Annotated in this window: 22 protein-coding genes; 12 read left to right on the top strand and 10 right to left on the bottom strand. The window is 56.4% G+C overall.

The window, feature by feature from the left end:
* Nucleotides 1-246: 246 nt before the first annotated feature.
* Nucleotides 247-981, bottom strand: a complete 735-nt coding sequence (locus HMJ29_RS02310; RefSeq protein ID WP_171589969.1) for a metal-dependent hydrolase — start codon at nt 979-981, stop codon at nt 247-249.
* A gap of 387 nt (nt 982-1,368) precedes the next feature.
* Between HMJ29_RS02310 and HMJ29_RS02305 the strand changes: the two genes are divergently transcribed.
* Both HMJ29_RS02305 and HMJ29_RS02300 read left to right on the top strand, forming a co-directional pair.
* Nucleotides 1,369-1,530 (top strand): hypothetical protein, encoded by a 162-nt coding sequence (locus HMJ29_RS02305; protein WP_171589968.1) that lies wholly within the window; start codon nt 1,369-1,371, stop codon nt 1,528-1,530.
* Between the two features lie 71 nt (nt 1,531-1,601).
* Nucleotides 1,602-3,194 (top strand): ABC-F family ATP-binding cassette domain-containing protein, encoded by a 1,593-nt coding sequence (locus HMJ29_RS02300; protein WP_171589967.1) that lies wholly within the window; start codon nt 1,602-1,604, stop codon nt 3,192-3,194.
* A gap of 75 nt (nt 3,195-3,269) precedes the next feature.
* Here HMJ29_RS02300 and HMJ29_RS02295 read toward each other — a convergent pair whose 3' ends face one another.
* Nucleotides 3,270-3,608, bottom strand: coding sequence for a winged helix-turn-helix transcriptional regulator (locus tag HMJ29_RS02295; protein ID WP_171589966.1), 339 nt, complete (start codon nt 3,606-3,608; stop codon nt 3,270-3,272).
* Nucleotides 3,609-3,754: 146 nt separating this feature from the next.
* Between HMJ29_RS02295 and HMJ29_RS02290 the strand changes: the two genes are divergently transcribed.
* A complete protein-coding gene (locus HMJ29_RS02290; protein ID WP_171589965.1) occupies nt 3,755-4,522 on the top strand; it encodes an MBL fold metallo-hydrolase in 768 nt (255 codons plus the stop codon).
* Nucleotides 4,523-4,706: 184 nt separating this feature from the next.
* Here HMJ29_RS02290 and HMJ29_RS02285 read toward each other — a convergent pair whose 3' ends face one another.
* The 6 genes from HMJ29_RS02285 to HMJ29_RS02260 form a co-directional block, all read right to left on the bottom strand.
* On the bottom strand, nt 4,707-6,149 hold the full coding sequence (locus HMJ29_RS02285; protein ID WP_171589964.1) for a Gfo/Idh/MocA family protein: 1,443 nt from the start codon (nt 6,147-6,149) through the stop codon (nt 4,707-4,709).
* Nucleotides 6,150-6,413: 264 nt separating this feature from the next.
* Nucleotides 6,414-6,854: a hypothetical protein gene (locus HMJ29_RS02280; RefSeq protein ID WP_171589963.1), complete on the bottom strand. Its 441-nt coding sequence runs from the start codon at nt 6,852-6,854 to the stop codon at nt 6,414-6,416.
* 36 nt (nt 6,855-6,890) lie between these two features.
* Nucleotides 6,891-7,352, bottom strand: a complete 462-nt coding sequence (locus tag HMJ29_RS02275) for a DUF6414 family protein (RefSeq protein WP_171589962.1) — start codon at nt 7,350-7,352, stop codon at nt 6,891-6,893.
* Nucleotides 7,353-7,374: 22 nt separating this feature from the next.
* The gene (locus HMJ29_RS02270; RefSeq protein ID WP_171589961.1) at nt 7,375-7,860 is read right to left on the bottom strand and encodes a DUF6414 family protein; all 486 of its coding nucleotides are present in this window, start codon (nt 7,858-7,860) and stop codon (nt 7,375-7,377) included.
* Nucleotides 7,861-8,453: 593 nt separating this feature from the next.
* The gene (gene scpA / locus HMJ29_RS02265; protein ID WP_171589960.1) at nt 8,454-10,574 is read right to left on the bottom strand and encodes a methylmalonyl-CoA mutase; all 2,121 of its coding nucleotides are present in this window, start codon (nt 10,572-10,574) and stop codon (nt 8,454-8,456) included.
* 161 nt (nt 10,575-10,735) lie between these two features.
* A complete protein-coding gene (locus HMJ29_RS02260) occupies nt 10,736-12,514 on the bottom strand; it encodes a methylmalonyl-CoA mutase family protein (RefSeq protein WP_171589959.1) in 1,779 nt (592 codons plus the stop codon).
* Between the two features lie 380 nt (nt 12,515-12,894).
* Between HMJ29_RS02260 and HMJ29_RS02255 the strand changes: the two genes are divergently transcribed.
* The 3 genes from HMJ29_RS02255 to dnaA all read left to right on the top strand — a co-directional run bounded on the left by HMJ29_RS02255 (nt 12,895) and on the right by dnaA (nt 16,301).
* Nucleotides 12,895-13,650 carry a 5'-nucleotidase C-terminal domain-containing protein gene (locus tag HMJ29_RS02255; protein WP_171589958.1) on the top strand — a complete coding sequence of 252 codons (756 nt, stop codon included), beginning with the start codon at nt 12,895-12,897 and terminating at the stop codon, nt 13,648-13,650.
* An 88-nt stretch (nt 13,651-13,738) separates the two neighbouring features.
* Nucleotides 13,739-14,665, top strand: a complete 927-nt coding sequence (locus HMJ29_RS02250) for a bifunctional metallophosphatase/5'-nucleotidase (protein ID WP_171589957.1) — start codon at nt 13,739-13,741, stop codon at nt 14,663-14,665.
* A 142-nt stretch (nt 14,666-14,807) separates the two neighbouring features.
* The gene (gene dnaA / locus HMJ29_RS02245; RefSeq protein WP_171589956.1) at nt 14,808-16,301 is read left to right on the top strand and encodes a chromosomal replication initiator protein DnaA; all 1,494 of its coding nucleotides are present in this window, start codon (nt 14,808-14,810) and stop codon (nt 16,299-16,301) included.
* 153 nt (nt 16,302-16,454) lie between these two features.
* Here the strand turns inward: dnaA and HMJ29_RS02240 are convergent, their stop codons facing one another.
* Nucleotides 16,455-16,943, bottom strand: a complete 489-nt coding sequence (locus HMJ29_RS02240; RefSeq protein ID WP_171589955.1) for a hypothetical protein — start codon at nt 16,941-16,943, stop codon at nt 16,455-16,457.
* 134 nt (nt 16,944-17,077) lie between these two features.
* Complete coding sequence (locus tag HMJ29_RS02235) at nt 17,078-17,506, bottom strand: OsmC family peroxiredoxin (RefSeq protein WP_171589954.1); 429 nt, start codon at nt 17,504-17,506, stop codon at nt 17,078-17,080.
* Nucleotides 17,507-17,681: 175 nt separating this feature from the next.
* Between HMJ29_RS02235 and HMJ29_RS02230 the strand changes: the two genes are divergently transcribed.
* The 6 genes from HMJ29_RS02230 (at nt 17,682) to HMJ29_RS02205 (ending at nt 23,095) form a co-directional block, all read left to right on the top strand.
* Nucleotides 17,682-19,184: a GH3 auxin-responsive promoter family protein gene (locus tag HMJ29_RS02230; RefSeq protein WP_171589953.1), complete on the top strand. Its 1,503-nt coding sequence runs from the start codon at nt 17,682-17,684 to the stop codon at nt 19,182-19,184.
* Nucleotides 19,185-19,543: 359 nt separating this feature from the next.
* Nucleotides 19,544-20,389, top strand: a complete 846-nt coding sequence (locus HMJ29_RS02225) for an endonuclease/exonuclease/phosphatase family protein (RefSeq protein WP_171589952.1) — start codon at nt 19,544-19,546, stop codon at nt 20,387-20,389.
* Between the two features lie 33 nt (nt 20,390-20,422).
* Nucleotides 20,423-20,854 (top strand): hypothetical protein, encoded by a 432-nt coding sequence (locus tag HMJ29_RS02220; RefSeq protein WP_171589951.1) that lies wholly within the window; start codon nt 20,423-20,425, stop codon nt 20,852-20,854.
* Nucleotides 20,833-21,297, top strand: a complete 465-nt coding sequence (locus HMJ29_RS02215; RefSeq protein ID WP_171589950.1) for a 3-oxoacyl-ACP synthase — start codon at nt 20,833-20,835, stop codon at nt 21,295-21,297. The genes HMJ29_RS02220 and HMJ29_RS02215 overlap by 22 nt, the downstream gene beginning before the upstream one ends.
* On the top strand, nt 21,297-21,857 hold the full coding sequence (locus tag HMJ29_RS02210) for a hypothetical protein (RefSeq protein WP_171589949.1): 561 nt from the start codon (nt 21,297-21,299) through the stop codon (nt 21,855-21,857). Before HMJ29_RS02215 ends, HMJ29_RS02210 begins: the two co-directional genes overlap by 1 nt.
* A gap of 65 nt (nt 21,858-21,922) precedes the next feature.
* On the top strand, nt 21,923-23,095 hold the full coding sequence (locus HMJ29_RS02205; RefSeq protein WP_171589948.1) for a 1-deoxy-D-xylulose-5-phosphate reductoisomerase: 1,173 nt from the start codon (nt 21,923-21,925) through the stop codon (nt 23,093-23,095).
* The last annotated feature ends 103 nt before the right edge of the window (nt 23,096-23,198 follow it).

Below are 23,198 nucleotides of genomic sequence, written 5' to 3'. Positions count from 1 at the left end.
CGTAAGACTACCTAGAAGGTACACTATTCACGTGAACCAAAGCACCAAGCAGACGAATTCTTTTCTGAGCCAACAACTCAGCGTGTGCAGGCGTGTGACCGCGCGCCTACCGGCCTGGCATATGTACCGGCCTACAGTTGCGTAGCGCAGAGTGTTATTGGTGCACAAAACTCCCCAGGCCTTGGGCCCGGTGGGTGCGGGTAGAAGGCCAAGCATAGCTACTCACACGCGCGTAGGCACACCTGCTTACCGTAGGCCAGTAAGCTCCAGCGTTTCGCCGGCTTGCAACGGGTGCACCGTTACGCCTGCGGCAGGGGAGAGGTGGGCGCGCAACTGCTCCGGCGTGCCTACCAACGAGGCAAACGTGCCGTAGTGAAACGGTACCACATGATGCACTCCCAGCAGCCCGGCCGCATACGCCGCCTCCCGCGGCCCCATGGTATACCGGTCGCCGATGGGCAGGATGGCTACGGTGGGCTGGTATAGGTCGGCCAGCAGGCGCATGTCGCCGAACAGGCCTGTGTCGCCGGCCGCGTAAAGCACCGTATTGTCGGAGAAGCGCAGCACATAGCCCACAGCCTCGTGCCGGAAACCAGTGCGGCCTCCGGGCAGATCTACATGGGCCGCGTGGTGCGCTACTGTCATGGTGAGGCGCAGGTCCAGCAGGTTAATGCTGCCACCCACATTCATGGCCTCGCACTGCTCCGGCGGCACACTCCGCTCAGTGAGGTAAAACCGGACTGGCGCGGGAGCTACCACTTTGGCCCCGGTGCGCGCCAAGAGAGCGGGCAATTCCGCATCGAAGTGGTCGTCGTGGCCGTGGGTGATAAGCACCAGGTCAGCCTGCTCGGGGTTGCGCAGCTCTTCCGGCACGAAGGGGTTGCCGGTTAGCCACGGGTCGAGGAGGAGTACGTGGCCCTCGGGAGTAGTAATGCGGAATGTGGAGTGGCCTAGGAGCTGAATTTGGGTAGGGCTGGGCATGCGGGTGGGGTAGCAGAAGTACGGCGCTAAGCTACTGGTTGCTGCGTCCTTCCCGGAGTAAGGACTTCGTAAAAGAAATTGGGAGCCCTATATTTGCAGCAGGTTATACCTTAACCGTACCCCAATGGAAATTACTGAGTAGAGATAATAATGGCGCCCCAGCCCCATTCTGTAGTGCACAGAATGGGGGCTCGGGCTGGAAACGTCCAGTTATCCGTCAGGCGGCTTTTGCCTGATCAACCTCAGTCTGCATGTAGTCCATTCGCTGGCCCCGCCCAATACCTCTTTCCTCCTGGCTCCTCTAGCTTAGCGGCCCGCTGGCTGCTACGCCGCTATGCATACTGCTGCGGTGCACTCTATTTTGGCCGGGCTCTGCCGGTGCATCCCATGCCCACGACGCACATGGTGGCGTTCGTATTCGCTCACAGTGTGCCGGCTCGCTTCCACGAAGTGCTGATAGAGCCTGCTGGTGAGGTAATGGGGTGTTTCAACCAAGCAATACGCGTGGCCCAGGCTACGCTGCCTGGGCCACTTCGCACCATTTCCTGATTGCTCGTGCGGCTGGCTACCTATGCCTGATTCACATTGGCATTATCACCCATCTTTTTACTGTTTTCTATATGAGTATTGTCGCTACTTCATTGGCCTATAGCCATCCTAATAAAGAAGTTCTGTTCCAAAACCTGCACTTCTCCGTGCCGAAAGGAGCCAAGGCCTCTCTGGTCGGAAACAACGGCGTCGGGAAATCAACCCTGCTGCAGCTGCTTGCCGGCCGGGTACCGCCCGCATCTGGGGAGGTGCTACTTGCCGAAAGGCCATACTACGTGCCACAGCACCTAGGCCAGTACGATGCCTATACCGTGGCCCAGGCAATGGGCGTAGCTGAGCAACTACAGGCCTTGCAGGCTATTCTGGCTGGTGAGGCCACGGCGGAAAATTTCAGCCGCCTCAACGAGGCCTGGGACCTGGAGGAGCGCGTACAGGCAGCCCTCTCGTTTTGGCACCTGCAGCACCTGGGCCTGTCGCAGCCCCTGCATGAGCTGAGCGGGGGCGAGAAAACCAAGGTGTTTCTGGCCGGTGCCCTGGTGCACGCGCCCGCCATCATCCTGCTCGATGAGCCCTCTAACCACCTCGATGCCGAAAGCCGCCAGCTGCTCCACGACTTTATCGGGCGCAGCAAGGCCACCATACTGGTAGTGAGCCACGACCGGGCCCTGCTGAATCTGGTGAATCTCACGCTTGAGCTGACCCCCACGGCAGTGGAAGTATATGGCGGGTGCTACTCGTTTTACCGGGAGCAGAAAGACGCCAGGCTAGCGGCCCTGCATGCTCAATTAGACGATAAAGAAAAGACCCTGCACCATGCCCAGCAAAAGGCCCGCGACGTGGCCGAGCAGCGCCATAAGCAGGAGGCGCGCGGCAAAGCGCAAGGCCTAAAGAAGGCCCTGCCCCGCATTGTGGCCGGTGGCCTCAAAAGCAAAGCCCAGCAAAGCTCCGCCAAACTCAAAGAAGCCCACGCCGATAAAATCAACGGCATTACCCAGGAGCTGCACCAGATCCGGGGGCAGCTGCAGGAGCACCAAATTCTGAAGATAGATCTGGCCAAATCAGACCTGCATCGGGGTAAAACGCTCATTGAGGCCCGGGCCATCAACTTCACCTACGGGCAGGAGCCGCTCTGGCAGAAACCCCTGTCGTTTCAGGTGCGCTCCGGAGATAGGATGCGCCTTGCCGGCCGCAATGGGGCCGGTAAGAGCACGCTGCTGAAGCTGATGACGGGTAGTCTGACACCCACAAATGGCAAAATCTTCGTGGCCGACTTCGAGTACTTCTACATCGACCAGGACTACTCTCTGCTGGACAATGGCCTGACGGTGTTTGAGCAAGTGCAGCACTTCAACTCCCGGGGGTTGCTAGAGCATGAGCTGAAAACGGTGCTGCACTACCAGCAGTTTCCGCGCGAAGCCTGGGACCGGCAATGCGCCGGCCTCAGCGGCGGCGAGAAGCTGAAGCTGCTGCTCTGCTGCCTCATCGTGCGCAACAACGCCCCCGATGTCCTCATCCTCGACGAGCCTACCAACAACCTCGATGTGCACAGCCAGGAGGTACTCACCGCCGCTATAAAAGACTTCGGCGGCTCCATTCTGCTCATTTCCCACGACCAGTATTTTGTCGAGGCCATCGGGGTAGACGTAACGCTGGAACTGGCCTAGCAAACCAGGCTCCCGCTGCCTAGGCCAGTTGGCATCCTGCTTCCCGTAATGCAGTAGTCGGGACTGCCGTGGTTATTAGGAAATCTGCACTGTGCCTTTGATGTGGGTTAGTGCCCACTGGTCTAGGCGGTGCAGGATGGGGGCCAGCTCGGCACCTTTGGGCGTGAGCTGGTAGGTGACCTCGGGCGGGAAGCCGTTGTGCACGGTGCGCTCCACAATGCCGGCGTCTTCCAGCTGGCGCAACTGCTCCAGCAGCACTTTTTTGGACACACGCGGAATAGCCCGCCATAGCTCCGTGAACCGCAACGAGCCGGCCGCCAGATGGAAAAAGATAATCGGCTTCCATTTGCCCGAGAGCAGACCCAGGGCCACTTTGGTGGCGCAAAATTCGACCTCGTGATAAGTGTGGCGCATACGCGGGAAACGAAAAAGTAACCAGGTAACCAGCGGGTAACCTTCTTGGGGTGGTGGCAAGGGCAAAGATACATTTGCCCCGTTGGGTAGCCGCTGCCGCTAAGGTTGCCGCACCCGGCCAAGATAGTAGGTAACCCGCTTCTCCTATGCAAGTTCAACTGATTCGTAACGCCACGCTGCTGCTGAAAGTGGCCGGCAAAACCCTGCTCATCGACCCCATGCTGGGGGCCCGTGCTCAGTACGACCCGCTTCCTATGGCTGGCAACAACCTGCGCTATCCGCTGGTTGACCTCCCTTTCCCAGCTGAGGAACTACCCCAGTTGGTGGCCTCTCTCGATGCGGTGCTGCTCACCCACCCCCACCCCGACCATTGGGACACCGTAGCCCAGCAGCTTCTGCCCAAAGAGTTGCCTGTCTTCTGCCAACCCGCCGACGAGGAAACCCTGCTAGGCCAGGGCTTCACCCAAGTGCGGCCCGTAGAAGGCCAACTCAACTGGGAAGGCATCCAGTTCTCCCGCACATCGGGCCAGCATGGCACCGGCGAAATTGGAAAACTGATGGGCACGGTTTCTGGCTTTGTAGTGGAGGCCGGGCAGCAGCGCCTCTACATTGCCGGCGACACCATCTGGTGCGACGATGTAACCCAGGCCCTCGACCAGTACCAACCCGATGCTATAATCCTTAATGCCGGCGCCGCCCGCTTCGCGCAGGGAGACCCCATCGTTATGACGGCCGCGGAGGTACTGCAAGTGGCCCAGCATGCCCCGCAGGCCCAGGTATATGCCGTGCACCTGGAAGCTGTGCCTCACGGCACCGAGAACCGGGCAACAACCCAAGCAGTAGCAGAGCAGGAAGGCCTGTCAAGCAGGGTGCACGTGCCCGCCGACGGCGAATGGATAACCATCCAGAAGTAAATACAGCCCCCCCGCAGGTTAGGGTATGTCAAATGCTGGCCTACGCCAGATCAGGCAGCTGTTCTGTTTGGCGCAGGCCACATGCTTGATGAAGAAAGGCTGCCGGCGCTTACAGAATATGCAGCGCCGGCAGCTCTTTTTTTTAACCGCAGATGATTTACCAAGCCCCACCGTGGCCTGCCGGCTACTGCCAGCCGGGCCGGTAGTCGCGCTTCACGAAGCGGTTCACCTCCTCAAAGTTGGTGACGCGGAGCTGCTGTGGGTCCCAAACCAGCTCAATGCCCCGGCCGGGGTAGTCGAAGCCGGGGCCGGTGGTTTTGGGCCGCCGCAGGTCATAGCCCCGAATGGCCAGATTCGCCATGAGCAGGGCTTCTGTTAACGGGCCCGCCGTTTCAAAGGGGGCACTGACGGTATGGTTGCCGTGCCCGGCTATGCAGGCTTCTACCCACTGCGCATAGTGGCCCTCGGCTCCGCCCGGCACGCGGGCCAGGGTAGGCTTAACCTTCACCTCCTGATTATGGGAAAGCGGCAGCAGGCGCGGATTGGCGGCGTAGGTGCTGGCCATCATCTTGCCCTTCTTGCCCACAAACAGAATGCCGTTGCCCCCGTCGCCAAACAGCTCATTGGGGCCCAGCTCCTCGGGCCGCTCCGGCTGAATGCCCCCGTCCATCCAGTGCACCGTAACTTCCTGCTTGTTCTTTTTGGTAGCAGGGAAGGTAAGCGTGACGTGGCTGGAGGGCGGGCAGCTCTCGGGGAAATAGCCGCGCTTAAACTCATCCACATACACGCTGCCCACGCTGGCCTGCACGGTGCTGGCGTATTGCAGGCCTAGCACCCGGAAGGGCGCTTCCAGCAGGTGGCAGCCCATGTCGCCGAGGGCGCCCGTGCCGTACTCCCACCAGCCGCGCCAGTTGAAGGGCACCAGCTTATCCACGTAGGGGCGGAAGGGTGCCGTGCCCAGCCACAGGTCCCAGTCCAGCTCCGGGGGCACGCTGGTAGCCCCAGTAGGCCAGGGAATGCCCTGGGGCCACACGGGGCGGTCGGTCCAGCAGTACACGGTGTGCACTTTCCCGATGAGGTTGGCATCGTACCACTCCTGCAGCTGCCGCACCCCGTCGCCGGAGGCACCCTGGTTGCCCATCTGCGTCACTACGGGGTAGCGCTTGGCGGCCTCGGTCAGGGCGCGGGCTTCGTAGAGGTCGTGGGTGAGGGGCTTCTGCACATACACGTGCTTGCCCAGCTGCATGGCGGCCAGCGTAACGGCCGCGTGGTTGTGGTCGGGCGTGGCCACCGACACAGCATCAAAGTTCTTGGATTCCTTATCGAGCAACTGCCGCCAGTCTTTGTAGTATTTGGCCTGCGGAAATGCCTGCCTGGACTTGGCTGCCCGCCGGTCGTCTACGTCGCAGAGGTAGCCGATGCGCACTTTTCCGGTTTTAGCAAAGGAGGCCAAGTCGCTTTCTCCCTTGCCACCTACTCCCACGCCGGCAATCACCAGTTGGTCGCTAGGGGCGGTGTAGCCCTTGCCACCCAGCACGAAGCGCGGCACAATCATGAACGTGGCCGCCGCGGCAGCACCTTGTTTGATAAACTCGCGCCGGGAGGGCAGGAGGGGAGTTTGGCTCATAGGAACTAGAGAATAACAGCGAAACAGAAACCAGCCGCCCTCCGGGCCCCTGGGTACGCTGGCCCACGGATATGCCTGGGCCCAAATAAAATAAGCGCCATAAGGTAGCAAAATCAGGTAGATGGCCTACCAGCTTGCTACCCATAAAAACGTCATGTCGAGCTTGTCGAGACATCTCGCGGGCTGACGCTGCTATATTCCTGCAACGGTGCACGCGAGATGTCTCGGCAAGCTCGACACGACGTTCTGTTAGCTATTCCGCTTCTATGGTATGCTAGAAACGTTCAGGGTAGTCAGGTCGGCCACCGAGCCGAGCAGCCAGGTTTTCTGGAGCAGCGCGGCAATGCGCTCCGGCAGTTCCGCCACCGTGAGCGGCTGGGCTGGCCTAGCCACCACGTAATACCGCGAATCGGCCCGCTCGTGGAGGCGCGCCTTGGCAAAGGAGAACAGGCCCCGCTGAGCATAGCGCGCCGCGCCGGGGTAGCTGCTCTCATCGGCTCCCACTTCCAGCTGCACCGCCTCCGCCGAACCGCCAGCCGGCCGCGTCAGGAAATACTGATGCAGCTCCAGCAGCGCCTCCTGAGAAGCCGCCACCGATTCGGGCAGTATCCCGCCGCCGGAAGCCACGTGCAGGATATAGCCGTTGCTATCCGTAGCAAACCAATCAATATCCGCGTCTTCTTGGTCTATTTCATTGATGCGCATACTTTTTAGTCAATATATTCTTTAGATGTATTGTATTTATAGTTGATAATATATAGCTATAGGATCAATGACAAATTCGTATCCTAGTCTGCCTGTTAAAGTAGCATCTATTCCAGTCATATGAGATATCATATTCATCATAGCTTCTCGCATTCCTGTTTTTTGATTAGGATCATTTATTTTGTCGTCTATAAACTGCAATACTTTTTCGTCGTTATTGCCTGATTGAGTGACAATTCCGAAGAGTGTCAATTCTTTTTCTGTTTCTCTTGAATATTTATGAATTAAAGTATTAATGTCTTCTTTTAGATAATTTCTATTTAGAGAAGCACTAAATAGCTTTTGCTCATAGACATCTGATAATACTATTTGAAACAATAGTTGATCTTTATACATTTCTTTTATAATGAACTCCAAGTGATGCATGTATTCATCATCAAGTGATGATCCTAGTCCTTCCAATAATTGAGTTGCCTTCTTATTGATAATATCTTGCAATAATGCTTTCTTGTTTCTGTCATTAACTGATTTTGATTGTGATATAGCCTGTTTTTTTTTCAGACTTTATATTTGCTCCTCCTTTGCTAATGTAATCAAGTCCGTAATGTAATAATTTGAAATAATGTATCAGTTCGTGTACAGCTTTGGTGTCGTTTAAGACTGATCGCCCTGTTATTTTTATAAATTTAGTTTTGTGTATATCTTGCTCAAAGCTAGATATGCTGTCATTATTTACATCTAATACCTCTTGATTTTCATATATTTTCGATTCAAAAATATTATAAGCATAATCATGCAGATACCTTTTTTCAGTATTTTTATAACTAGCGCTGATGATATCTGCCATTACTCTGCCACTAGCCATTGGTCCCTTCTGTGAAGTATCTTGCTCAGAACTGTTGCTTTCGGTTTTAAGAATAGATTCTGTTATGCCCTCAAATATTTGAGACGATATAGAATACATTTTGTATTCATCAAGATAAATAAAAGACTTAATGCTTTTCATTGTTTTTGTTTTTTATTGAAGGAAATTTCTTTCTATTTTCTAAAAAATCATTATAAAATTTATTTCTGGTATTTATTAATGACTTTATGCTTGTTATTATTATAAATAAACCTGTCAAAACACCTAGTGCAACGCCGAAATGCTCTAATTGATATATCATGACGCGCTCTTGTTAATTGTGTCAAGATGCTTGTATATAGAATAACTAAAAATTAGTGCTGATATGCATAAAAATATTAATACGCCTTTGATATTATTTGAATTAACTTCATTCTTATTGGTGAGTTCGTTCAGTGCAAGAGAAATGCCGTATAAAGATGAAAATACTATTATTAATAAAGTTGAGTATCCAATTTTTTGTTTCTTCCATATTTCGTCAACTAAGTTATTTCCATCAAGTTCATTGATATTACTTACGTTTAGCATTAGGCCAAATGCTGATAAATCTCCCTCGTTAAAGACAAAATCTGCATCCAATTTCTTAAAAAACAAGAAATAAAAAAATCTTAACACCAAAGGTATTATGCCTGTTGCTACAGTGTATATTATCCATCTGTTCTTATTCATTTGCTTAATATTTACATAAATATTGGTTACTCTCCTAGCTTCTCCAAGATCTCCTGCGCGGCTACGGCAATAACGGTTCCTGGGCCGTACACGCCAACTACGCCAGCGTTGTAGAGGAAATCGTAGTCCTGGGCGGGGATGACGCCGCCGGCAATGACGAGGATGTCTTCGCGGCCGAGCTGCCGGAGCTCCTCGATGAGCTGCGGAATCAGGGTTTTGTGGCCGGCGGCGAGGCTGCTCACGCCCACCACGTGCACGTCGTTCTCGGCGGCCTGGCGGGCTACTTCGTCGGGGGTTTGGAACAAGGGCGCAATATCCACGTCGAAGCCCACATCGGCGAAGGAGGTGGCAATAATCTTGGAGCCCCGGTCGTGGCCATCCTGGCCCATTTTGGCCACCATCATGCGGGGGCGGCGGCCTTCCTTGGCGGCAAAGTCGTCGGCGGCCTGGCGGGCCTTCGCGAATTCCTCGTCGTAGTTCATCTCGGCAGAATACACGCCCGAAATGGCGCGAATAGTGGCCTGGTGGCGGCCGTATACCTTCTCCAGGGCATCGGAAATTTCCCCTAGCGTAGCACGCAGGCGAGCCGCTTTCACGGCCAGGGCCAGCAGGTTCTCGTTGCCGGAGCGGGCCGCTTCCGTGAGGTCGTCCAGGGCCTGCTGCACGGCGGCGCCATCGCGCTCCGCCCGTATCTGGTTCAGGCGCGCAATCTGCGACTCGCGCACGGCGGCGTTGTCGATGTCGAGCACGTCAATCTTTTGCTCCTCGCTGGGGCGGTACTTGTTCACGCCCACCACTATTTCCTTGCCCGAGTCGATGCGGGCCTGCTTGCGGGCCGAGGCTTCCTCAATGCGCATCTTCGGCAGGCCAGTCTCAATGGCTTTGGCCATGCCGCCCAGCTCCTCCACTTCCTGAATCAGGGCCCAGGCTTTGTCGGCCAGCTCGTGGGTGAGGGTTTCCACGTAGTACGAGCCGCCCCAGGGGTCAACTACGCGGGTAATGTCGGTTTCGTGCTGGAGGTAGAGCTGGGTGTTGCGCGCAATGCGGGCCGAGAAGTCGGTGGGCAGGGCAATAGCCTCGTCGAGGGCGTTGGTGTGCAGACTCTGGGTGCCGCCCAGGGCCGCGGCCATGGCCTCAATGGCGGTGCGGGCCACGTTGTTGAAGGGGTCCTGCTCGGTGAGCGAGTAGCCCGAGGTCTGGCAGTGCGTGCGCAGGGCTAGGCTCTTGGGGTTCTGCGGATCAAACTGCTTGATGAGCTTGGCCCACAGCAGGCGGCCGGCGCGCATCTTGGCAATTTCCATGAAGTGGTTCATGCCAATGGCCCAGAAAAACGACAGGCGCGGGGCAAACTGATCAATGGTCATGCCCGCCGCGAGGCCGGCGCGCACGTACTCTAAACCGTCGGCGAGGGTGTAGGCCAGTTCAATATCGGCCGTGGCTCCGGCTTCCTGCATGTGGTAGCCCGAGATGCTGATGCTGTTGAACTTGGGCATGTGCTGCGCCGTGTAGCTGAAGATATCCGCAATGATGCGCATACTCGGCAGGGGCGGGTAGATGTAGGTGTTGCGCACCATGAACTCCTTCAGAATATCGTTCTGAATGGTTCCCGCCAGCTTCTCGGGTGTTACACCCTGCTCCTCGGCCGCCACAATGTAAAAGGCCAGCACCGGCAGCACCGCCCCGTTCATGGTCATGCTCACCGACATCTGATCCAGCGGAATCTGGTCGAAGAGAATCTTCATGTCCTCCACCGAGTCAATGGCCACGCCGGCCTTGCCCACGTCGCCCACCACGCGCGGGTGGTCGGAGTCGTACCCCCGGTGCGTCGCCAGGTCAAACGCCACCGAAAGTCCCTTCTGCCCGCCCGCCAGATTGCGGCGGTAGAAGGCGTTGGATTCCTCGGCCGTGCTGAAGCCCGCGTACTGCCGGATAGTCCAGGGGTTTTGCACGTACATGGTGGCGTAGGGCCCGCGCAGGTACGGCGCCTGCCCCGCCCCGAACCCGAGGTGGCCTAGGCCAGTCACATCCTGCGCCGTGTAGAAATTCTTGAGCGGAATCCCTTCGGGGGTGCTGGTTTGAGTGGGATTGATGGGCGGCGCGCTCAGCTTAGCGGCGTCGTAAGGTATTTGAGAGAAATCGGGTTTCATCTGGAGTCGGGTGGGTGTCTGTCATGCTTGATCTGGCGTCCGCTTGTCGAAGCATCTCTACCGCTGGCTAATCACTGGCCTAAGCCTCTGCAATGACGCAGTAGAGATGCTTGCCTGCGGCGACCTTCGGTTCGACTGCGCTCAGCATGACGGTGTTTTAGTTACTTCTTCCCCTGTAAGCGGGCCAATACGTCTTCGGTGCTGTAACCTTGTACAGTGAACTCCTGAAAGCCAAACACGCGGATAGCTTCCTGCATAGTGGGCAAATCAGCCGTCAGCAGAGCAGGCGGAATAAAATCAGGCTCATCAATGGGAATGTGATTGATGGCCCGAGCCAGGCGCCCGTATTGCTCAGGCGTGGCGTACATCAGAATGGCCTCTTCCGCCGAAGAAAACAGCAGCGAGAGAGTGCCTTCGGGGTGGGCATTGCGCAGCTCCGGGCGCTCCGTTTCCGGCAGCGTTAACAGAAACGACTCCAGAATGTGCTGGTTGGTGTGCGCCCCCAGTAGTACCACTGCCGAGCGTTTCTTCTTCCGCTCACGGCGGTCGAAGTGCATGGCCGTAGCCAGGCGCAGCACCTCCGTGGGGTAGGCAGCACGGGTGCTGTCAAACTCCCGGCTGCGCAACAGGCGCTTGGGGTTGTAGTCGAACTGCTCGTTGGGGTTCTGGAATTTGTTGGTACCCACTACTACCTGCTCGCCGTTGGCAATGCGCCGGAACTGCGCCTGAGCAGAAGCGTGCAGCTCCTGCAATACCAGGCCCGTAGCGCCCGGTAGGCCACCCTGCGCCTCAATTTTCTGGAACAACGTCCAGGCTTGGTGGGCCAGCTGGTCGGTGAGGGTTTCGAGGTAATAGGAGCCGGCCGCCGGGTCCTGCACCCGGTCGAGGTACGCTTCTTCGCGCAGTAGAATAGGCAGGTTACGGGCCAGGCGCTCCGAAAACTCATTCGGCTCATGAAACAGACTATCAAACTGGCCTACGCTCACGGCGGTGGCTCCGCCCAGCACGGCGCTCATGGCCTCAGTGGTCACGCGCAGCAGGTTGGTGTGCGGATCGAGGGTGGTCTGGCTCCAGGAAGAGGTACTGGCGAGGATGGGTAGCTGCTGCGCAACTTCAGCGGCTACACCGTAGGCTTGCAGCAGCGTGGCAAACAGGCGGCGCAGGGCGCGCAGCTTGGCAATTTCAAAGAAGTAGTTGGGGTTTACGCCTACGTGCAGGTGCAAGGCACGGGCTACAGTTTCTGCGGTAAGCGCCTCCTTGGGCAGCTCGCTCAGGTAAGTGGCAGCAGTGCTGAGCGCAAACGCAATTTGCTGTGTTACGGTGGCGCCGCGGTTGGCGTAATACGCGGAGTTGATGCCTACCATGTGCACTTCGGGCCACGCTTGGCAGGCCGCCAGCGCCGAGCGTAGCTCAGTCAGCTGGCCCGGTATATCAGGGGTGTGACAGGTGATGGGGTCAAGCACAAAAAAACCGCGCGGGGTAACCTGCAGCTCCTGCAACTGCTTCACCAGCTCGCCTAGGCCACTGCGCATGGAGTAGCCCACGTAGGTGCCGTCCAGCGGCAGCTTCTGCTGCAAATAATGCACATCAAAGGTTCCGGCATTCGAGAGCAGAAAGTGGGCGCCTTCAGCACCGCGCGCCAGCCCTTCAGCGGCCCGGTCAATGGCTTTATGGCCCCGGTCGTGAGCCGGCACGCTGTACGTAGGCACGTTGCGCCAGGTGGGCGCCGTGCGTACCAAGGGCGTGGGGGCTCCGCCAAGGGCCTGTAAAGCCTCCTGATGGTAAAAAGGCTCAACGGTGAAACCATCGGGCGTAAGCCAGGAGAGCGTAGCCGGGTCCTGGCCTTTCAGGTCGCGGCGAATGCGCTCCTGCCACTGCGTCGTAGTGACGGCTTCAAACTCAGAAAAAGAAACCGGGGCAGAGCGGGGGGTATCGGCCATAAGTTGGCGGGGTGGGGTGGTAAATCAGGCGAAGGAAAGCGGGCTAAAGATACCGTTTCGGGGTCATAAACGGGCAGCCGCTTTATTTAGATGATGTGGGGGTAAGTATCAGTTTAGGATCTTCAGCTTCCCGATTCACCCGCACGGTATTTGCCGTGCGGAGCTTGCCTGTAGCTGGCGTAGTTCTGCTGGGTGGGCTTAGCGCCTTCCGGATGGCCTAGGCTAGGTGCGCAGCCTCCGGATAACGCGCTGCTTCGCGGCCCACTAACTCACGGCCTCATTTTCAGCGTCACTTCTGGCCGGGCGCGTACCCGGGGCCGCGCAACTCCCGCGCGGGTGCTGTATCTTTGCGGTCCGCTTTCCATTTCCTCTCAGACCTGATGCACTTCCTTCGTTCTCGTGTAGCGGCCCTGGGCCTGCTAACGGCCGTGGCCCTGGCGCCTGCCTGCCAGCGCGCCACCTATCAGCCTAAGGCCCAGCTGGCACCCGTTACGGGCCTGCCCGTCGGTAAATCCATCCCCGACGACCCTACGGCCGCCGCCACCATTGAGCCCTATCGGCAGCGCGTAACTTCACAAATGACGGAAGTGATTGGTACGGCTCCCGTGGCCATCACGAAGAATAATGGCGAGTCGCCGCTCTCCAACTTCACCGCCGATATCCAGCGCATGCGGGCCAGCAAAGAAATTGGGCAGCCCGTTGACTTAGGGGTCATGTCGAATGGTGGCCTACGGGCACCCATCCCGGCGGGCCCCGTTACGGTAGGCTCTATTTTTGAGTTGATGCCGTTTGAGAATGAGCTGGTAGTGGTAGACGCGCCCGGCCCCGTGGTGCAGGAGCTGTTTAACTACGCTGCCAAAGCTAAAATGCCAATTTCGGGCGCTTTCTACACGGTTTCACCTGAAGGCAAGCCCGAGAATGTGCGCATCAACGGACAGCCGCTGGACCTGGCTCGCACGTACACCGTTGCCATATCCGACTACCTAGCCAGCGGTGGCGACAACATGGTATTCTTTAAGCCCATCAAGTTCCGGCACACCAATGTGCTGCTGCGGAGCGCCTTCATTGAGGCCATTCGGGAGCGGACCAAGCAGGGCTTGCCCATTGAGGCGAAATTAGAGGGCCGCGTGAAGTAAGTGCCGATGCCGGCAGAAGCAGGAGCTACCTTCTGCTCCAGCCGTTCATCAGTACATCAGCAAATCAGCATCTCAAGAAATCTATCCCGTGGATCGTCGCGAATTTCTGAAACATACTGGCCTGGGGGCCGCCAGCGTAGCCTTAATGGGCGTGAGCCTGCCCGCTGCTGCCGCCGATAACAAGGCTACCCGCCTTACTATTCTGCACACCAACGACATGCACTCCCGCATTGAGCCCTTCCCCGACAATGCGGCGCAATGGGCGGGCATGGGCGGCATGGCGCGCCGTGCTACCCTTATTGAGCAGGTACGCAAAGAGGAGCCCAACGTGCTGCTCCTGGATTCCGGCGACATCTGGCAGGGCACGCCCTACTTCAACTTCTTCATGGGCGAGGTAGAGTACAAGCTCATGTCGCAGATGAAGTACGATGCTAGCACCCTCGGCAACCACGACTTCGATAATGGCCTGGAGGGACTGCAGAAGCAGCTGCCCAACGCCACCTTCCCCTTCCTGATTGCCAACTACGATTTCTCGGCTACCCCGCTGGCGGGCAAGTTCAAACCCTACAAGGTGTTTGAGAAGCAGGGAATCCGGGTGGGAGTGTTTGGTATAGGCATTGAGCTGGCTGGCCTGGTAGCCGACAAAAACTTTGGCGACACGAAGTACCTCGACCCCATCACGGTGGCCAACGATATGGTGAAGCAACTCCGCGGCCCCGAGAAGTGCGACATGGTAATTTGCCTCTCGCACCTGGGCTACAAGTACCAAGGCCCCAAAATTGATGACTTTAAGTTGGCGGCCGGCGCCCCCGGTATTGACCTGATCTTGGGCGGGCATACCCATACCTTTCTTGAGAAGCCCGACGTTGTAGCCGGTGCAAACGGCCACCAGACCCTGATTAATCAGGTAGGCTGGTCGGGGATTAACCTCGGCCGTTTAGATTATTCTTTCGAGCGGGGTTCGCGCCGGCCGGCCGTAGCGGCTGCCTCGGTCATGCCTGTGCGAGAGGCGTAAAAAGCAAGAGGCAGGAGCGTTTTTTTGTCTCCTGACTTTTCCACATTTTTGTCTCCCTCTTGAAAAAACGGGCCTGTTTTTGGCGTACCGTTGTTTCCTGTTCTCCTCACCTTGCACCTGTTGCTGCTGCCCTATTTAATTGATGCTGAAGGATTGCCGAACCGTATGGGTCAACTGTCTTCGCGTCATCAAGGCAAACATTGGTGAGCAGAGCTTCAAGACGTGGTTCCAACCCATCGTCCCGGTACAGCTCCACAAGAATGTTTTAATCATTCAGGTCCCCAGCCAGTTTTTTTATGAATGGCTGGAGGAGCATTATGTGGATGTGCTTAAGAAAGCTATCTACCAGGAGCTGGGCCCCGAAGGCCGACTGGAATACTCTATTGTAGTAGACCAGGGCAACGCCCAAACCAAGCCGCGTACGCTCAACCTGCCCACCTCGCACAAGGCCGCTGGCCCGGCGCCGGTAGCTACGCCCGCGGCGGCCTTGGCCACGGGGCCCATGTCGTCGTCGGCGCGCAACGTGGCTGCTGCTGCAGCGCAACCAGCTCAGCCGGCTACGCTGCGCAACCCCTTTGAGGCCAGCAAAGCCATTGACCGGAACTACCTCAACTCCCAGCTCAACCACAGCTACACCTTCGAGAACTACATTGAGGGCGACTGTAACCGGTTGTCGCGCTCGGCGGGGCTGGCCGTGGCTAACAAGCCCGGCACCACTTCCTTTAACCCCCTGATGATTTACGGTGGGGTAGGGCTGGGCAAAACGCACTTGGTGCAGGCCATTGGCAACCACATCAAAGCCACCAACGCCGATAAGTTTGTGCTCTACGTTTCGGCGGAGAAGTTCACGAACCAGTTTATTGAGAGCCTGCGCTCCAACGCGGTGCAGGACTTCGCGAACTTCTACCTGCTGGTGGATATCCTGATTCTGGACGACGTGCAGTTCCTGTCGGGCAAGGATAAGACCCAGGAGATGTTCTTCCACATCTTCAACCACCTCCACCAGGCTGGCAAGCAAATCGTGATGACCTCTGATAGGCCACCCCGCGACCTGGTAGGCCTGGAGGACCGCTTGTTGTCGCGCTTTAAGTGGGGCCTGACCGCTGACCTGCAAAGCCCCGACTTTGAGACGCGCATGGCCATCATCCAGAACAAAATGCAGCAGGATGGCATCGACATCCCGCCGCAGGTGGTGGAGTACCTGGCGCACTCCGTAAACACCAACGTGCGGGAGCTGGAAGGCGTGTTGATTTCGCTGGTGGCGCAGTCGAGCCTCAACCGCCGCGAGATTGACCTAGAAATGGCTAAGCAGGCCCTCCGGCACATCATTGAGGAGGTAGAGGCCGAGGTGAACCTGGACTTCATTCAGAAAACCTGCGCTGAGTACTTTGGAGTGCCCCTGGATCTGCTGAAAGCTAAAACCCGCAAGAAGGAAGTAGTTACTGCTCGCCAAGTGGCCATGTACTTTGCCAAAGAGCACACCAGCCACTCCCTGAAAAGCATCGGGCACCACTTTGGCGGCCGCGACCACAGCACCGTCATCCACTCGGTACAAACGGTTTCCGACCTGATCGACTCCGACAAAAGCTTCCGCTCCACCATCCAGGAGCTTCGGAAGAAATTCGCGGGCAAATAGCTGAACTATAACTGTTAACCCGAACGAAATGAGGAATCTGAGCTAGCTGCTAGGCCACTTTCCAGATTCCTCACTTCGTTCAGCAGTACAATAAAAAGCCCGCTCCTAAACAGGAGCGGGCTTTTTATTGTACTGCTAATAGCTGTAGGCCACTTAGGCCGGTGCCTGAGTGTCGCGGAGAGGAATGTTATGCTTGCTGGCGAAGGTGCGAATTTGCTCGCGCAAGGCTCGCTTCCGCTTGGTGCCCTTTACCTGCCGCAGGCTCAGGGCATACGTACCGCCCTCTTTGAGTTGCACGCGCAGCTGTTGGGGTACCAGCTCCAGGGCCGAGATATCTTCAGCGGGAAATGCCTGCTTCGGGCGAAACAGCCCATCCTTGTGTACAATGTAGGCGGGCGTAAACTCCAGGTAGCTCTGCGTGCCAAACACGGGCGCATTGTGCACCAGCACATAGCCCACATAAATCAGGCTGAAGGCCAGAAATACATAGTGCAGGAAATGCAGGTCGTTCAGGCCGCTGTCAGTGAAAATCAGGGACAGGGTGTACGCAATCCAGAGAAAGCCAATGAACAGTTGACCCCAGAAGGGAATCCGGGAGTTATTGGCAGGCTGGAGACGAATTCGAGTAGAAGCTGGAGGCATAAAGGCGCAGTGATGTCGCTTGAGCCCGCAAAATAAGCGAATAGTTGCTGAACCGAAGGAACTCAGATACCACTACGTACGCTGAGCAAGCAAATTCAGATTGCTGAGCCTGCGCCTACGGCCGTTTAGGGCTGCTACTTCAGCGTGGCTGAGGCCAGCTCCATTTCTGGCACGGCGCTGAGTAGTTGCGAAATAGGGCAGTGCTCCTTCGCATTCTCGGCCTGCTTCTGAAACTCTTCCTGCGTGATACCTTCCACTTCGCCTTCCGTAGTCAGGCTGATCTTTACCACCTTCGGAATCTCCCCCGAAGTATCCAGCGTCACCTTCGACTCCGTCCGAATTTGCTTTACCTGCGCCCCGGCCTTAGTGAGCTGCCCGGTCAGGAACATGGTGTAGCAGCCGGCGTGGGCCGCGCCAATCAATTCTTCGGGGTTGGTGCCCTTCTGGCCCTCAAATCGAGCGCCTACTGAGTAGGGCGCTTGTACGGTGCCGCTTTGCGTAGAAATTTCGCCGCTGCCTTTAATGTCGCCGTTCCAAACGGCATTGCCACGTTGGTTTATCATAAGATCAAGTGAAGTTGTGAAAGTGAACTGGTGAGTTTGTTACGGGAGAAGCTGATGAAAGGATAAACTTAGGGTGATTCCGGGTAATTTGGTAGTAGTATACCTTTGGCTCACCCGCGAAGGCGAGTAAGCAGAAACCTTCACAACTTCGCACCTCCACAACCTCACCTTCGCCATGGGTCTTACATCTACTCTGAGTCGGCCGGTAGCCGCCTACATTGCCCGGCAGTACGCCCACTGGCAGCAAGACCCCGTTGGCACGCAGCAGCGCGTGTTGAAAGGGCTGCTGGCCAAGGGAGCCCGCAGTGCCTTCGGCCGCGACCATAACCTGGCAGGTGCCCAAACTGCCCAGGACCTGGCCGCCCACGTGCCCGTTCGCGACTATGAGGCTCTAAGCCCTTATTTCAACCGGGTGAAAGCCGGCGAGGCCGATGTGCTGTGGCCCGGTAGGCCACTTTACCTGGCCAAAACCAGCGGTACCACCAGCGGCGCCAAATACATTCCGCTCACCCGAGACAGCATCCCCAATCATATTAACGGTGCCCGTGATGCGCTGCTGCATTACGTGCATAAAACCGGCAAAAGCCGCTTCCTGGATGGCAAGCTGATGTTCCTGTCGGGCTCCCCGGAGCTGGAAACGGTGGGCGGAATTCATACCGGTCGGCTCTCAGGCATCGTGAACCATCATGTGCCGGGCTACCTGCGCCGCAACCAGATGCCCAGCTACCAGACGAACATTATTGAGGACTGGGAAACCAAGCTCGACCGTATTGTGGAGGAAACGCTGCCCCAGCCCATGAGCCTGATTTCCGGCATTCCGCCGTGGGTACAGATGTATTTCGATAGAATTGTGGCGCGCACCGGTCGGCCAGTGGGCGAGGTGTTTCCGCAGTTTGATTTGTTCGTGTACGGCGGTGTAAACTTCGAGCCCTATCGCAAAAAGCTATTCGACACCATTGGTAGGCCAGTAGACAGCATTGAGTTGTTTCCGGCATCTGAGGGGTTCCTGGCCTTCCAGGATGAGCCCGGTAACCCCGGTATGCTGCTCTTGCTTAATGCGGGCATCTTTTTCGAGTTTATTCCGGCCGAGCGGTTCTTCGAGCCTAATCCGCCCCGCCTCACGCTGGCCGAAGTGGAGCTAGACAAGCAGTATGCCCTGGTGCTCAACTCCAACGCCGGCCTCTGGGGCTACAGCATCGGCGACACGGTGCGCTTCACGCAGAAGTATCCGTTCCGGGTGGTAGTGTCGGGCCGTATCAAGCACTTCCTATCGGCTTTTGGGGAACATGTTATCGGCGAAGAAGTGGAGCAGACTTTGCGCGAAGCCATGAAACAGCACCCCGAGGTAGAGGTAGTGGAATTCACGGTAGCGCCCCGCGTCAGCGACGACCCGGCCGTGCCATCCCGCCACGAGTGGCTGGTTGAATTCGCTAGGCCACCTCACGATGCTGCCGCCTTTGCCGCCGCCCTCGATACTGGCCTACGCCGCCGCAATACGTACTACGACGACTTGCTGGCCGGCAACATTCTCGCGCCGCTGCAGCTTACGCCCCTGCCAACCGGGGCCTTCCAGCGCTACATGAAAAGCCTGGGCAAGCTGGGCGGCCAGAACAAGGTGCCACGGTTGAGTAATGACAGGGCAGTGGCTGAGGGGTTAAATTCCGGAAATGATGACTAGAGTAAATCTGTTTGTATCAGGGCTGCTTGCTGTATTTAGTGGCTTGTATGCTACCTTCTTCTTTTTGGGTAATGCAGAACAACATAAACTACTTCTACAGGAATCACTCTGGTCTACATTTGGCTGGCGCTTCTATGGCTTTGCTATGATTGGATTAATCGGGTCTGTTATGTGGTGGCTTGTAAATCTTGCGCTCCTGAAAATTAAGCTTGTTACCTCTGTCGAACTAGGGAAGGCTGCTAAAGTGCTAGCGGCAGGTCCAATAATCGGGTCTTTATTAGGAACAGCTGTGTTTTGTATCGTAGGGCTCACTCTACGCTAAATCAGTCATCACAGAGTCTACATTACGCTGCTTTCTTATGCGTCATTTTCTTTTCCTACTTCTGAGCGGGTTGTTCTTAAACTATACGCTGAAGGCGCAAGAGGTCACTAAACCCCTGCGGGTGGCCACCTACAATCTGCGCCTCAACGTAGCAAGCGACGGGCAAAACGCCTGGCCTAACCGCAAGGAAATGGTCAAGAACCTGGTACGTTACCACAACTTTGATGTATTCGGTACTCAGGAAGGGTTCCGGGGCCAGCTCAATGATGTAGCCGAGCTGCCTGAGTACACATTCGTAGGCCACGGCCGCGACGATGGCAAGGAGGCCGGCGAGCATTCGGCCATTTTCTATAAGAAAAGCCGCCTGAAAATGCTGCAAACCGGCGACTTCTGGCTGAGCCAAACTCCCGATAAGCCCTCCAAAGGGTGGGATGCCACCTGCTGCAACCGAATTTGCACTTGGGCCAAATTCCAGGACCTGAAGACGAAGCGGGAGTTCTACTTCTTCAGCGTCCACTTCGACCACGAAGGTGTGAAGGCCCGCCGCCAGTCAGGTAAGCTGATGGCGCAGAAGATCCAGGAAATTGCCAAGAATGCGCCCGTAATCTGTGTCGGGGACTTCAACTCCATCCCTAGTACCGAGCAGATCAAAACCATGCAGGCGCTGCTACAAGACGCTTTCCAGGTTACCAAGCAGCCACCCTATGGCCCGGTAGGTACGTTTCAGGGTTTCAAGCTCGATGCCCCGCTGCAAGACCGGATTGACTACGTATTTGTGAGCAAGCAATTCGATGTATTGGACTATGCGGTATTAACCGATTCTATGCGTGGGCTCTATCCTTCCGACCACTTCACGGTGCTGGTAAATGTGGTGCTGAAATAGGTTTGGTTGAGTCTGCAATCCAATTGGCAAAGAATGAAAGAGGGCAACATTCGATTTAGTGCGAGAGTAGATGAGCATGATTGTGGTTATTGCACGTTCTCCGTTGAGATTACTAGGGGAATCCTAGCGACTCAAATTACCTTTTTTGATGACGAAGACGTGTGGAAGAGTTTCGGTCAAGAGCTGATCAGTTTCCCACGAGCCATTACATCAAGTGCAGAGTTTGAAGCCGGTAATGTCGCTTCATCTGATGGTTACATCAAGTTGCAAGTATATTGTTACGATGGGTATGGCCATACCGCTTTGCGAGTGACAGTTGATAATAAATTGATCGAACCAGACCGACAGCGTTTAGAGTTTTCTATACCAGCAGAAATAGCTTCCATCAACCGCCTAGGCCACCTCTTACTATCTTGGCAAGTCGATAACGATTCTGAAATACTATGGCAGGCCCAGACCAGCTAGTTAAATCTCAACTCCACGCCGCCTGCCTGGCCTACGTGCAGGAGCGCATAGATGCCTGCCAGGCGGCCATTCAAGCGGCGCAGGAGTCGGCTAACTCCGAAACCAAGAGCAGCGCCGGCGACAAGTACGAAACCGGCCGCGCTATGGCCCAGAATGAGCGTGATCGAAACACCATCCAACTCCGCCAGGCCCAGCAGCTACACGGAGAGTTGGCTCGCATCAACCCTGAACTTCCCTGTGACACTGTGCGTCCCGGGGCTCTCGTCCAGACGAGTCTAGGCCACTTCTACATCAGCATTAGCGCCGACAAGCTCACGGTAGGTGGCCTAGACTACTTCGCCGTATCGCCGGCCGCGCCAGTTGCGGCTGCGCTGGCAGGCAGGCGGGCAGGAGAGCAGGTAGTATTTAACGGAAAACCTGTCAAAATTCATGAAATACAGTAGTGGGCACCACCAAAAAGAAGACCGGCAAGAAGCATAAACCGAAACCAATTGGCTTACGGCCCAACCGACAAGCGTTGATTTGGCCAGCGGTAGTGCTGTTTCTGCTTCTCATCCTGACTTGCTTTTCTGAAGCCCTAAAGCAGAACGGTGCTGCAGGTCTTGCAAAAGATTTTAATGCTGGGCTCTTTGCCTGGGCAATACTATGGGCAGCGACTCAACGGCTTATTGATGGCAACTATTTCAAGGAGTACGCACTGGTAGCGGCTCTATTTGGCTTCTGTTGTCTATTGGCTTCTTGGCCAGCAGCACCATTGAAAGACGAGGTAATATTCTTTTTTCCGCTCCTGTACCTGGGCTGGCTCCGGGTGTTGCTTTGGTTACTCTTCCCAAAATATCCTAGCGGAGAGTTAATGCCTGTCGTGTCAATGGGCCGGGGCGGATGGAAGGGCAAAGCTGGGGGATACATTCCATCCTGGCGGGAGAGGTGGCTATCGGTATTGCTGTTTATTGGGCCGTTAGGTTTTCTCTTCCTCATCGTAAACATACTTCCTAAAACCTGACTGCAACCGCCAGAAAATGCCGCCCGCATTGCACTACCTTTGTTTGAGGTAGTTCCCATTCCCGTATGCCTGATTCCTTTCCTAAGCGCGTAACTCTGCTCGGCTCCACCGGCTCCATCGGTACCCAAGCCCTCGATGTAATCCGCAGCCAGCCCGGCAAATTCACCGTCACGGCCCTCTCGGCCCACTCCAACGCCGAGCTGCTCATCCAGCAAGCCCAGGAGTTTCGGCCCGCCGCCGTAGTTATCGGCGACGAAGCTAAATACAAAACCGTAAAAGCTGCCCTGGCCTCGCAACCCGAAACCGAAGTGCTGGCCGGATCCGCCGCCCTCGCCGACGTAGCTGGCCGCGACGATGTTGATGTAGTGCTAACCGCCATGGTGGGCTACGCGGGCCTGTTGCCCACGGTGCGCGCCATCCGGGCCGGCAAAACCATTGCTCTCGCTAATAAGGAAACCTTGGTAGTGGCGGGGCAGCTAATTACTGAACTGGTAAAGGAGTACGGTGTAGGCCTGTACCCCGTCGACTCAGAACACTCCGCCATTTTCCAGTGCCTGGTGGGGGAGGAGCAGAACCTCATTGAGAAGATTATTCTCACCGCCTCCGGTGGCCCGTTCCGGGGCCGCAGCCGCGAGCAGCTGGCTCAGGTGACTAAGGCCCAAGCGCTCAAGCACCCCAACTGGGACATGGGCGCCAAAATCACCATCGATTCCGCGTCCCTCATGAACAAAGGCTTGGAGGTGATTGAGGCCAAGTGGCTCTTCGGGCTGCGTAATGAGCAGATTGATGTAGTGGTACACCCCCAGAGCATCATTCACTCCCTGGTGCAGTTTGAGGATGGCTCTTTAAAAGCTCAGCTAGGCCTCCCCGATATGAAGCTGCCCATTCAGTACGCCCTAGGCTATCCGCAGCGGCTGCCTAATACGTTTCCGCGCTTTTCCTTCCTCGACTATCCTCAGCTCACCTTTGAGCAAGCTGATACCACCGCGTTCCGCAACCTGGCCCTGGCGTTTGAGGCAATGGGCCGCGCTGGCAACGCGCCCTGCGTGCTCAATGCGGCCAACGAAATAGCCGTTGCCGCCTTCCTGCGCGACGAAATTGGGTTCCTGCAAATGTCGGATGTGGTAGAAACCAGCCTCGCCCGGGTTTCGTACCTTGCCGCTCCAAGCCTCGACGACTACGTGCAAACCGACCACGAAACGCGCCGGATTGCGCAGGAGCTGGTAGGTCAGGTCTGACACCCTGGCCGAAATGTTCTGCTTAGGGCACGCGTAAGCCTTTCGGTGCGTTGTTTGTTCTACTTACTTTCGGTGCAGATGCCTGGGTGCATAGCTGCTTACC

Source organism: Hymenobacter taeanensis (genome assembly GCF_013137895.1).
Classification (GTDB): Bacteria; Bacteroidota; Bacteroidia; order Cytophagales; family Hymenobacteraceae; genus Hymenobacter; species Hymenobacter taeanensis.
This window is presented reverse-complemented; position numbering and strand designations above follow the sequence as displayed.